Consider the following 12,394-nt stretch of genomic DNA (forward strand, 5'->3'; position numbering starts at 1 on the left):
TGTTCCACGTGAGTCGTTACTCGGCGGCGGCCAGCACGCCGGGGGCGGCGTCGCGCACCTTGCTGTCGACATGGTTCTCGAACTTCGTGAAGTTCGAAATGAACATGTTGACGAGCTTCGTCGCCTGCGCGTCGTAGGCGGCGCCATCTGCCCAGGTCGAGCGCGGATCAAGGATCGCGGTCTCGACACCCGGCACGGCGACCGGCACCGCGAAGCCGAAATTGGCGTCGGTGCGGAACTCGGCCTTGTTCAGCTCGCCCGTCAGGGCGGCCGTCAGAAGCGCGCGTGTCGCCTTGATCGGCATGCGGCAACCGATCCCGTAGGCACCACCGGTCCAGCCGGTGTTGACGAGCCAGCAATCGACGCCGTGGCGGGCGATCAGGTCACGCAGCAGGTTGCCGTATTCCGTCGGATGGCGCGGCATGAACGGTGCCCCGAAGCAGGTCGAGAAGGTGGCTTCCGGCTCGGTTACACCCTTTTCCGTCCCGGCCACCTTGGCGGTGTAACCGGAGAGGAAGTGGTACATGGCCTGTTCCGGCGTCAGCTTGGCAATCGGCGGCATCACGCCGAAGGCATCGGCGGTCAGCATGATGATCGTCTTCGGGTGCGGCGCAAGGCCGGTTGCCGAAGCGTTCGGGATGAAATGCAGCGGATAGGCGCTGCGGGTGTTTTCCGTCAGCGAGGCGTCATCGAAGTTCGGGACGCGGTTTTCGTCCATCACCACGTTTTCGAGCACGGTGCCGAAGCGGCGCGTCGCGGCATAGATCTCCGGCTCGGCCTCGGCCGACAGGCGGATCGCCTTGGCATAGCAGCCGCCTTCGAAGTTGAAGATGCCGTTTTCGCCCCAGCCATGCTCGTCGTCGCCGATCAGCGTGCGGTTCGGATCGGCAGACAGCGTGGTCTTGCCTGTGCCCGACAGGCCGAAGAACACCGCCGCATCACCATCCGGGCCGACATTGGCCGAGCAGTGCATCGGCATGACGCCCTTTTCCGGCAGAAGATAGTTGAGAACGGTGAAGACCGACTTCTTGTTCTCGCCGGCATAGGAGGTGCCGCCGATCAGGACCAGACCGTTGGCGAGGTCGCAGGCGATCACGGTTTCCGTGCGGCAGCCGTGACGGGCAGGATCAGCACGGAAGCTCGGCAGGTTGATGATAGTAAGCTTCTGCTGGAAAGCGCCAAGCGTCGAACGGTCCGGGCGAATCAGCAGGTTGCGGATGAAGAGCGCGTGCCAGGCAAGTTCGGTCACGACGCGGGTCGGCAGTGCGTAATCGCGGTCGGCACCGCCGATCAGGTCCTGCACGTAGAGCGTCTTGCCGGCGGCATGGGCCAGCATGTCCTGCCGCAGAAGCTCGAAATGCTCCGGCGACATCGGCTTGTTGTTATCCCACCAGATATGCGGCTCGGTGCTGGCGTCACGCACCACGAACTTGTCCTTCGGCGAGCGGCCGGTGTGCTGTCCGGTAACGGCCCGAAGAGCCCCATCCACCGTCAGCTCGGCCTCGCCGTTGCGCAGCGCGGCTTCATAGAGTTCGCTCTCGTTCAGATTGTAGTTGATGCGGGAAGCACCCACAAGGCCGAGGGCCGAAACGCCATTCGACGGATTGTGAACTCCGTACTCCTCCATGTCGCGCTTTCCTTTGAGCTGACGTTGATGTTGGCCGGAGGCTAACGACGCGTTTAAAAAAGCGCAAGCTGATTTTTCAATTAACGCAATAAAATCAAATAATTAATCGATTTAAAAAGTTTTCAGACAGTTTAAATCGGTTTGAACAGCCCTTCCCGATGCCGGCCGGAAACCGACACAACGCCGCCCCCCTTTATCTTTGCCACAATTTGTTCCACCTTTATCCCCATGAAACGCAGCAACCGGACATACCGTCCGGCTGGGCCACAATCCAGGAGATGCGTGCAGAATGGCGGAGACAGACAGAATGCAGACAATCGCGTTGGTGGACGACGATCGCAATATTCTCACCTCGGTTTCCATTGCGCTCGAGGCGGAAGGCTATCGTGTCGAAACCTATACCGATGGCGCTTCTGCGCTGGACGGACTTCTGGCGCGCCCGCCGCAGCTTGCGATCTTCGACATCAAGATGCCGCGCATGGACGGCATGGAACTGCTGCGGCGCCTGCGCCAGAAATCGGATCTGCCGGTGATCTTCCTTACCTCCAAGGACGAGGAAATCGACGAACTGTTCGGCCTCAAGATGGGCGCCGACGACTTCATCACCAAGCCGTTTTCGCAGCGCCTGCTGGTGGAGCGGGTCAAGGCCATCCTGCGCCGGTCGATGAAGAGCGATGCGCCGGGCACGCCGGGCGCCGTGAAGGCTGCGGCCGACCAGCAGGCCCGCACGCTGGAGCGCGGCCAGCTGACCATGGACCAGGAGCGTCATACCTGCACCTGGAAGGGCGAGCCGGTGACGCTGACGGTGACCGAATTCCTCATCCTGCATTCGCTTGCCCAGCGCCCGGGCGTGGTGAAGAGCCGCGATGCGCTGATGGACGCCGCCTATGACGAGCAGGTCTATGTCGACGACCGCACCATCGACAGCCATATCAAGCGTCTTCGCAAGAAGTTCAAAATGGTTGACGGCGATTTCGATATGATCGAAACGCTCTACGGCGTAGGCTACAGGTTCCGCGAAGCGGCCTGAGACGCACCACGTGAACAAGCAGTACCGCTTCGCCGCACATTGACCGCCGAGACGGCCGGCGGTCGCCGTGAAAGGGAAAGGCGTGGCCGATCACGCATTCGAGTCTGAAAATCCGGGTCCGGACGAAGGTCAGTCGCTTCGCCCGGCCCGCCGGCTGTGGTCGCATCCCTTCACCCTGATGCGCCGCATCTTCGGCAATGCGGTTTTTTCCAGCCTCACCCGCCGCATCCTGTTCTTCAACATTGCGGCGACCGTGGTGCTGGTCGGCGGCATTCTCTATCTCAACCAGTTCCGCGAGGGGCTGATCGATGCGCGCGTCGAGAGCCTGCTGACGCAGGGCGAGATCATTGCCGGCGCCATTTCCGCCTCCGCCTCCGTCGATACCAATTCGATCACCATCGACCCGCAGAAACTGCTGGAACTGCAGGCGGGCCAGAGCATTACCCCGGTACCGAATGACGAGGATCTCGACTTTCCGATCGATCCGGAGCGCGTCGCGCCGGTGCTGCGCCGGCTGATCTCGCCGACGCGCACCCGCGCCCGCCTGTTCGATGCGGACGCCAACCTGCTGCTTGATTCGCGCCATCTCTATTCGCGCGGCCAGGTGCTGCGCTACGACCTGCCGCCGGTGGAGAACGAGACCGCCACCTGGAGCGAATGGTTCGCCGGCATCTTCAACCGCCTGCTGCAGCCCGGGAATCTGCCGGCCTACAAGGAGGCGCCGGGCGGCGACGGCTCCATCTATCCGGAAGTGATGAATGCGCTGACCGGCGTGCGTGGCGCAGTCGTGCGCGTCACCGACAAGGGCGAACTGATCGTTTCGGTCGCGGTGCCGGTGCAGCGCTTCCGCGCCGTGCTCGGCGTGCTGCTGCTGTCCACCCAGGCAGGCGATATCGACAATATCGTGCATGCCGAGCGGCTCGCCATCATGCGGGTCTTCGGTGTCGCGACGCTCGTCAACATCCTGCTGTCGCTGCTTTTGTCGTCCACCATCGCCAATCCGCTGCGCCGCCTGTCGGCCGCCGCGATCCGGGTGCGGCGCGGGGTGAAGCAGCGCGAGGAGATACCCGACTTCTCCGCCCGCCAGGACGAGATCGGCAATCTTTCCATCGCCCTGCGCGACATGACCAATGCGCTCTACGACCGGATCGACGCGATCGAGAGCTTTGCGGCCGATGTGAGCCACGAGTTGAAGAACCCGCTGACCTCGCTGCGCAGCGCCGTCGAAACCCTGCCGCTCGCCAAGACGGAGGAGTCCAAGCAGCGGCTGACCAACATCATCCTGCACGATGTACGCCGCCTCGACCGTCTGATCAGCGACATTTCCGATGCCTCCCGCCTCGACGCCGAACTTGCCCGCTCGGATGCGGCACCGGTCGATCTCGAAGTCCTGCTCGGCAATCTGGTCGATATTTCCCGCCAGATCCGCACCGGCCGCAAGCCGGTCAACATCGAACTGGCCGTCGAGCACAAGCCCGGCGCCAAGGCGAGCTATCTCGTGCAGGGCCACGATCTGCGCCTCGGCCAGATCATCACGAACCTGATCGAGAATGCCCGCTCCTTCGTGCCGGACAAGGATGGCCGCATTACCGTGAAACTGAGCCGCCAGCGGGAGAACTGCGTGATCCAGGTGGATGACAACGGGCCGGGCATCCGCGCCGAAGACATCGACCGCATCTTCGAGCGCTTCTACACCGACCGCCCCGAAGGCGAGAGCTTTGGCCAGAATTCCGGCCTCGGCCTGTCGATCAGCCGGCAGATCGCCGAGGCCCATGGCGGCACGTTGAAGGCGGAGAACCTGAAGAGCGGCGGCACGATCAGCGGCGCGCGCTTCACGCTCACGCTGCCGGCCGGGAGCGGTACGTGACAGCGGGCGTGACCAATATCCATGCCACGGCCATCGCGGTCGGCACCCGGGGCCTGCTGTTTGTCGGCCCCTCCGGCTGTGGCAAGTCGATGCTGGCACTGGCCTGCCTTGCCGCTGCCCGCCGCGCCGGCGCCTTCGCCGCGCTGGTGGCGGACGATCAGGTCTTCATCCGCAGGGCCGGCAACCGGCTGATCGCCGAGCGCCCGGCCTCCATCGCCGGACTGATCGAGATCCGCGGCAGTGGCATCGCTGAGGTGGCAAGCATTGCCAAGGCAAGCCTGGACCTCGCCATCCGTCCGCTGGCGGGCAACGAAGCCGAACGGCTGCCGCCGGAAGACGAGATGCTCGCCCTGGGCGAGGCCATGGCACTTCCGCTCCTGCGTCTCTTGCGCAGCACAACGGAGCCGCTTGCCGCCATCGCGGCTTTGCGACCCGATTTTCAGGGTGAACGACCCTTCACATGACGTTCAGCCGGCGATTTTTAACTTGCACTTCGACTTTACATGGACAAGATGGCTTCCCACCGCCGTCTGACCTGTTGCAGTGCGAAACGAGGTCGAGCGTATCCTTGTACTGGGGGGTGAATTCAATATGATCGGACTGGTGCTTGTCACCCATGGCAAGCTGGCTGAGGAATTTCGTCATGCGCTGGAGCATGTCGTCGGACCCCAGAAATGTATCGAGACCGTCTGCATCGGTCCCGACGATGACATGGACCAGCGGCGGCAGGACATCGTCACCGCCGTGGAGCGTGCCGACAGCGGCCATGGCGTCGTCATCCTGACCGACATGTTCGGCGGCACCCCTTCGAACCTCTCGATCTCCGTGATGAACAGCGGCCGCATCGAGGTGATTGCCGGTGTCAACCTGCCGATGCTGATCAAACTGGCCGGCGTGCGCGGCGAGAACGACATGCAGAAGGCACTTGCGGAGGCGGCGGATGCCGGCCGCAAATATATCAACGTTGCCAGCCGCGTCCTCAGCGGCAAGTGAACAGGCTCGATGTCGTCATCCCTTACCCGTGAACTGCTGATCATCAACAAGCGCGGCCTGCATGCGCGCGCCTCTGCAAAGTTCGTCCAGACCGTTTCCGGCTTCAATGCCGAAATCAATGTCTCCAAGGACGGCATGACGGTGGGCGGCACCTCCATCATGGGTCTGATGATGCTGGCGGCCAGCCCCGGCTGCACCATCGAGGTCAGCGCCAGCGGCGTGGAGGCCGAAGCCGCCCTGGAGGCGCTGACGCGCCTCATCGCCGACCGGTTTGGCGAAGAGATGTAACGATCATATAAAGACTTCTTTATATCCTTATTGCTAGTTTCCGGGAAGCCTGCTAAACGCAGGCAGCGCCCTTGCCTGGTGGCAGGGGCAGGATTCCACGCGGCTTGCCGATCAACGGTAGCCCCCTGCGGAGCTGGAGAGCCACCATGACAGTTGAGAACGATTACATCGTCGCGGACATCGCGCTTGCCGATTTCGGCCGCAAGGAACTCGACATTGCCGAAACCGAAATGCCGGGCCTTATGGCCTGCCGCGCCGAATTCGGCGAGACCAAGCCGCTCAAGGGCGCGCGCATTTCCGGCTCGCTGCACATGACGATCCAGACGGCCGTACTGATCGAAACCCTCAAGGTTCTGGGCGCCGACGTCCGCTGGGCCTCCTGCAACATCTTCTCCACGCAGGACCATGCGGCCGCCGCCATCGCGGCCGCCGGCATCCCGGTCTTTGCCGTGAAGGGTGAATCGCTGACCGAATACTGGGACTATACCGACCGCATCTTCCAGTGGACCGATGGCGGCCTGTCCAACATGATCCTCGACGACGGCGGCGATGCCACCATGTATATCCTGCTCGGCGCCCGCGCCGAGGCCGGCGAGGACGTGCTCTCCAATCCGGGTTCGGAAGAGGAAGAGATCCTGTTCGCCCAGATCAAGAAGCGCCTCAAGGCATCGCCGGGCTGGTTCACCAAGCAGCGCGATGCGATCAAGGGTGTCACGGAAGAAACCACCACGGGCGTTCACCGCCTCTATGATCTTGCCAAGCGGGGCCTCCTGCCCTTCCCCGCCATCAACGTCAACGACAGCGTCACCAAGTCGAAGTTCGACAACAAGTATGGCTGCAAGGAATCGCTGGTCGACGGCATTCGCCGCGCCACCGACGTGATGATGGCCGGCAAGGTGGCCGTGGTCTGCGGTTATGGCGACGTGGGCAAGGGCTCCGCCGCTTCGCTGACGGGCGCCGGCGCCCGCGTGAAGGTGACGGAAGTCGATCCGATCTGCGCCCTGCAGGCCGCCATGGACGGCTATGAAGTGGTGCAGCTCGAAGATGTCGTCTCCTCCGCCGACATCTTCATCACCACCACCGGCAACCGCGACGTCATCCGCATCGAGCACATGCGCGAGATGAAGGACATGGCGATCGTCGGCAATATCGGTCACTTCGACAACGAGATTCAGGTCGCGGCCCTCAAGAACCTGAAGTGGACGAACATCAAGCCGCAGGTGGACATGATCACCTTCCCGAAGGGCAACCGGATGATCCTGCTCTCGGAAGGCCGCCTGCTGAACCTCGGCAATGCCACCGGCCACCCCTCCTTCGTGATGTCGGCCTCCTTCACCAACCAGGTTCTCGGCCAGATCGAGCTATTCACCAAGACCGGCGAGTACAAGCCCGGCGTGTATGTGCTGCCGAAGCATCTGGACGAGAAGGTCGCCCGTCTGCACCTTGCCAAGCTCGGCGTGAAGCTTACCCAGCTCACGGAAGAGCAAGCCGCCTATATTGGCGTCTCGCAGCAGGGTCCGTTCAAGGCCGAGCACTACAGGTACTGATTTTACCGAATCTGTCCACAAGATGTAGAGGTCGCGGGCTTGACTTTCCCGCGACCTCTTTTTTTGTCCGCCCCCTTTGCCGCAATTTGGCGAAGCAGATATTGTTTTAGCACTTGATTCGCGCATCGGTGCGGCGTTGCGCGGACTGGGATGTCTTGTCGACAAAGCGGCAAATCGGACGGAGACAGACCGGAATGGCGGAAAAGAAACGGGCTTCTCGCGGGAAGCCGTTCATGGGTGGCGGTTGCGACGAGGCACCGGCATCGACACAATCTTTGGTGGTGATGCCCAGTCGGAAATCCGGCCGGCGGCCTCTGGCGCGGTTGTGCCGGCGACTGGCCTCCGGTCTTGCGGGAACCGCGCTGTCCGGCCTTGCCGGCACGGCGATGGCCCAGCAGCAGGCGGTCAGCACCGGACGGCTGTTCACCTCCTCCGAGGTGATCTTCTCGTCCTTCGCGGTGGGTGCCATCGCGGCGGCCCTGCTGTCGACGATCTGGCTGGTGCGCCAGCGCGGCCATCTGGAGACGGAGAGCGAGGACATGCGCATGGCGCTGTCCGAGGCGCAGCAGCGCATCTCCAACTACGAGGCGCTGATCGCCGACAAGAACCGGCGCATCGTCATCTGGGAAGCCGGGCCCTCGCGGCCGGAATTCCTTGGTCAGCTGCCGGCGGAATCCGGCGCGCCGCAGGAAGATCGCGATTTCCTCGCCTTCGGTCGCTGGCTGCGCCCCCATTCGGCGGCAGAGCTTGAGCGGGCCATCGAGGCGCTGCGCGGCAAGGCCCGCAGCTTCGAAATGGCGGTGGAGACGAACCGCGACGAGATTCTCGACGTGCAGGGCCGCGTCTCGGGCGGCAAGGCTTTCGTGCGCTTCGTGGCGCTGAACAACCTGCGCGCCGAACTGGCCGAGCTGAAGATCGAACGCGAACGGCTGGTCTCGTCGATCAACCTGTTCCAGACGCTGCTCGATTCGCTCGAGCAGCCGGTCTGGCATCGCGATGCCGAGGGTAATCTGGTCTGGGTCAACCAGGCTTATGGCGATGCCGTGGAGGCGACAAGCCCGGCACAGGCCGTGCAGGAAAGCCGGGAATTCCTCGGCACCATCGCGCGCGAAAAGATCCGCGCCACCGCCGCGGCGCATTCTCCCTTCCATGACCGGGTCTCCACCGTGGTGCGCGGCAACCGCACCGTCTTCGACGTGGTGGACGTGGTCGGCAAGGCGGGTTCCGCCGGCATGGCGATCGACGTTTCCGAGGCGGAGGCCGTGCGCGCCGAACTCAGCCGCACGCTGAAGAGCCATGCCGAAACGCTGGATCACCTGGCAACGCCGGTTGCGATCTTCGACCGCGACCAGCGCCTGCAGTTCTACAATCAGGCCTTCGCACGGCTCTGGGATCTCGATCTCGGCTTCCTGGAAAGCCGGCCCGACCACAACGAACTGCTGGACCGCCTGCGCAGCCAGAACAAGCTGCCGGAGCAGCTGAACTGGCGCAACTGGAAGGAAAGCGTCCTTTCGGTCTACCGTTCGCTCGACACGCAGACCAATCGCTGGCACCTGCCGAACGGCCAGACCCTGCAGGTGATCGCCACAGCCCATCCGCAGGGCGGCGTCACATGGGTGTTCGAGAACCTTACCGAGCAGGTGGATCTCGAAACCCGCTACAACACGCTGGTCAAGGTGCAGGGCGAAACCATCGACCATCTGGCGGAAGGCGTTGCCGTCTTCGGACCGGACGGGCGTATCCGCCTGTCCAACCCGGCCTTCCGGGCGCTCTGGGGCCTCACCGAGGAGCAGACCGCGCCGGGAACGCATATCCGCGCCGTAGAGGCGGCCTGCGCCATGGAATATGACCGGCCGGACGGCTGGCGCCTGTTCGGGCAGATGCTGACCAATTTCGATGACGAGCGCCCGTCGCTGCAAGGCACGTTCGAGCTCTTTTCCGGCATCGTGCTCGACTATGCGGTGATCCCGCTGCCGAACGCCCAGACCATGCTGACCTTCGTCAACATGACCGACAGCGCGCGTGCCGAGCGGGCACTGAAGGAAAAGAACGAGGCTCTGCGCAAGGCCGACGAGCTGAAGAACGATTTCGTCCAGCACGTCTCCTACGAACTGCGTTCACCGCTGACCAACATCATCGGCTTCACCGATCTCCTGAAGACGCCGGGCATCGGCCCGCTCAACGAGCGACAGGCGGAGTATGTGGACCACATCTCCGCCTCCTCCGCACTGCTCTTGACCATCGTCAACGACATTCTCGATCTGGCGACCGTCGATGCCGGCATCATGGAGCTGAATTATTCCGAGGTGGATGTCGACGACCTGCTGGACGATGTCGCCATGCAGATTGCCGACCGGCTTTACGAAAACGCCGTGACGCTGGAAATCCTGGCGCCGAAGAACCTCGGCACCATCGTGGCGGACCAGCAGCGGCTGAAGCAGATCCTCATCAAGCTGATCACCAATGCGGCGAATTTCTCGCCGGAAGGCGGCACCGTGACGCTGCGCGGCTGGCGCGAGGGAACGGATTTCTTCTTCTCCGTGGCAGATCGCGGCCCTGGCATGAGCGAGGATATGCTGAAGACGGTGTTCGGCCGCTTCTCCAGCGGCAAGGGTGGCAGGAAGAGCGGCGCCGGTCTCGGCCTTTCCATCGTTGAAAGCTTCGTCAACCTGCATCACGGCGAGGTGCGGATCGACAGCCGGATGGGCGAAGGCACCACCGTGACCTGCCGCATCCCGAGCGCGATGAACATCCGGTCCGTTGCCGCCGAATGATGGCCGAAGCCTCCCTCACGCTCACTTTGTCCAGCGAGGCGGAGACGATCCGCTTCGGCGAGGATCTGGTTCTGGCGTTGAAGGCCGGCGATTGCCTGGCGCTGTCGGGCGATCTCGGTGCCGGCAAATCGACGCTGGCACGTGCCTTCCTGCGGGCGTTGGCGGACGATCCGGAGCTTGAAGTGCCAAGCCCCACCTTCACGCTGGTGCAGAGCTACGACCTGCGCGTGCCCGTCGCCCATTTCGATCTCTATCGGCTGGCGGACGGCTCCGAACTCGATGAACTCGGGTTTGACGAAGCACTGCGGGACGGCATCTGCCTGGTGGAATGGCCGGAAATGGCCGAGGCCGAACTGCCGGCCGACCGCATTCGCCTCAGCCTCACCCATGACGGCGACGGAAGGCGGGCGGACATTGTCGGGCCGCAGCCGGTCCTTGCCCGGATTCGCCGCGTGCTCGATATTCGCGCCTTCCTGGAGGCGCATGGTCTGGCCGGCGCTTGCCGCCGCTTCCTGACCGGCGATGCCTCGCTGCGCGCCTATGAGACGGTCGTCAGCGAGACGGGTGAGACCTTCGTGCTGATGGACTGGCCGCTGCGGCCGGACGGCCCGCCGGTGCTGGACGGCAAGCCTTATCCGAAGGTCGCGCATCTGGCCGAAACCGCGCATCCCTTCGTGGCGATCGCCGATCACTTGCGCAGCCTCGGGCTTGCGGCGCCGAAAATCCTGGCGGTCGATTATGCGCAGGGCATCCTGCTGATCGAGCACCTGGGATCGGACGGGGTGGTGGACGAGGCGGGCGCCCCGATTGCCGAACGCTATCGTGAAAGCCTCGACTGCCTGGCGCATCTGCATGGCAGTGCGCCGGTGCGCGAACTGGCAGCCGGGCCACACCACATGCACCATGTTCCGGATTTCGATCCGGTGGCGATGAAGATCGAAACCCGCCTGCTGATCGACTGGTACCTGCCGTGGAAGCGCGGCGGTGATCCGGTGACGGAGGCGGAAAGACAGGCCTATCTGGACATCTGGGACGGGTTGATCGCGCAACTGGCCGGTGCCGAGCGGCACCTCCTGCTGCGCGACTACCATTCTCCCAACCTCATCTGGCGGGCACAACAGCAGGGCTTCCAGCGCATCGGCCTCATCGATTTCCAGGATGCGATGATCGGCCCGACCGCCTATGACCTCGCCTCGCTGCTGCAGGATGCACGGGTCACCATTGCGCCCGCCCTGGCGGCAGAGCTTTACGCACGCTACGAGGCCTTGCGCCGCGCGCAAGGCGCCTTCGATGCCGAAAGCTTCGGCACAGCCTTCGCCATCATGGCCGCACAGCGCAACTGCAAGCTGGCCGGTCTCTGGGTGCGGCTGAAACAGCGCGACGGCAAGCCGGGTTATCTCCAGCACATGCCGCGCACGCTCGGCTATCTCGATCAGACGCTGCGTCATCCGGTGCTTGCGCAGCTCAGCCAATGGATGGCAGAAGCGGGAATCGATTTCAGCGTCTAGACACGAGCGACTTCAGGACCCGACCCGATGACCCTCGAAAATGCCATGGTGCTGGCCGCAGGGCTCGGCACGCGCCTTCGTCCCATCACCGACCACATGCCGAAGCCGCTGGTGCCGGTCGGCGGGCGGCCGATGCTGGACTATATCCTCGACCTGCTGGCCGAAGCGGGCATCCGCACCATTGCCATCAACCTGCATCACCATGCCGACCAGATGGAAGCCTATCTGGACGCGCGGCCGGATTTCCGGATCCACATTTCCGACGAGCGCGAACAGCTGATGAACAATGGCGGCGGGCTGGCCAGGGGGCTGAAGCTTCTGCCGCCCGGCCCGGTTCTCGTGATGAACGCCGATCTGTTCTGGGTGGACGAGCCGGCCGGCGAGGCATCCAACCTCAGCCGCCTGATCTCCTTCTACGATCCTGCCCGCATGGACATGGCCATGCTGTGCACGGATCTCGACCGCGCCATCGGCCATGACGGCAAGCGCGACTTCGACATGGGCACCGACGGCCGGCTGACGCGCTACCGGGACGGCGATGCGCATCCGGTGGTCTATGCCGGCGCCTTCGTGATGGACAGCGCCTTCATGGATGACGCACCGGAAACGGCCTTCAACCTCAACCTCTATTTCGACAAGGCGATTGCCCGCCAGCGCCTGTTCGGCACCGGCCTGAAAGGCCACTGGATCACGGTCGGCTCGCCTGAGGGCCTTGCGGAGGCGGAAGCCTTCCTCGCGGCGCGACCGGCGCGGGCCTGAT

At 63.7% G+C, this 12,394-nt stretch carries 10 protein-coding genes; 9 read left to right on the forward strand and 1 reads right to left on the reverse strand.

Translation table 11 applies throughout. The features are described 5' to 3' along the window. Window positions 1-16: 16 nt before the first annotated feature. Window positions 17-1,627, reverse strand: coding sequence for a phosphoenolpyruvate carboxykinase (locus KLP42_RS22960; protein ID WP_215569904.1), 1,611 nt, complete (start codon window positions 1,625-1,627; stop codon window positions 17-19). Between the two features lie 307 nt (window positions 1,628-1,934). On the opposite strand from KLP42_RS22960, the gene KLP42_RS22965 reads away from it, so the two are divergent. The 9 genes from KLP42_RS22965 (at window position 1,935) to KLP42_RS23005 (ending at window position 12,393) form a co-directional block, all read left to right on the forward strand. After that, entirely contained in the window at window positions 1,935-2,657 is a 723-nt protein-coding gene (locus KLP42_RS22965; protein WP_215569906.1) for a response regulator transcription factor, read from the forward strand. An 82-nt stretch (window positions 2,658-2,739) separates the two neighbouring features. Continuing rightward, complete coding sequence (locus tag KLP42_RS22970) at window positions 2,740-4,524, forward strand: sensor histidine kinase (protein ID WP_502941343.1); 1,785 nt, start codon at window positions 2,740-2,742, stop codon at window positions 4,522-4,524. Then, entirely contained in the window at window positions 4,521-4,988 is a 468-nt protein-coding gene (locus KLP42_RS22975) for an HPr kinase/phosphorylase (RefSeq protein WP_215569909.1), read from the forward strand. Before KLP42_RS22970 ends, KLP42_RS22975 begins: the two co-directional genes overlap by 4 nt. Before the next feature lie 127 nt (window positions 4,989-5,115). Next, the gene (locus KLP42_RS22980) at window positions 5,116-5,517 is read left to right on the forward strand and encodes a PTS sugar transporter subunit IIA (protein WP_143125240.1); all 402 of its coding nucleotides are present in this window, start codon (window positions 5,116-5,118) and stop codon (window positions 5,515-5,517) included. Between the two features lie 9 nt (window positions 5,518-5,526). Continuing rightward, complete coding sequence (locus KLP42_RS22985; protein WP_215569910.1) at window positions 5,527-5,805, forward strand: HPr family phosphocarrier protein; 279 nt, start codon at window positions 5,527-5,529, stop codon at window positions 5,803-5,805. A gap of 146 nt (window positions 5,806-5,951) precedes the next feature. After that, complete coding sequence (ahcY, locus tag KLP42_RS22990) at window positions 5,952-7,352, forward strand: adenosylhomocysteinase (RefSeq protein ID WP_215569912.1); 1,401 nt, start codon at window positions 5,952-5,954, stop codon at window positions 7,350-7,352. Between the two features lie 194 nt (window positions 7,353-7,546). Next, complete coding sequence (locus KLP42_RS22995) at window positions 7,547-10,126, forward strand: PAS domain-containing sensor histidine kinase (RefSeq protein WP_215569915.1); 2,580 nt, start codon at window positions 7,547-7,549, stop codon at window positions 10,124-10,126. Then, on the forward strand, window positions 10,123-11,634 hold the full coding sequence (gene tsaE / locus KLP42_RS23000) for a tRNA (adenosine(37)-N6)-threonylcarbamoyltransferase complex ATPase subunit type 1 TsaE (protein ID WP_215569917.1): 1,512 nt from the start codon (window positions 10,123-10,125) through the stop codon (window positions 11,632-11,634). The genes KLP42_RS22995 and tsaE overlap by 4 nt, the downstream gene beginning before the upstream one ends. Window positions 11,635-11,661: 27 nt before the next feature. Further along, a complete protein-coding gene (locus KLP42_RS23005; RefSeq protein WP_215569919.1) occupies window positions 11,662-12,393 on the forward strand; it encodes a nucleotidyltransferase family protein in 732 nt (243 codons plus the stop codon). Window position 12,394 lies beyond the last annotated feature (1 nt).

Source organism: Rhizobium sp. CSW-27, assembly GCF_018760785.1.
Lineage (GTDB): Bacteria > Pseudomonadota > Alphaproteobacteria > Rhizobiales > Rhizobiaceae > Neorhizobium.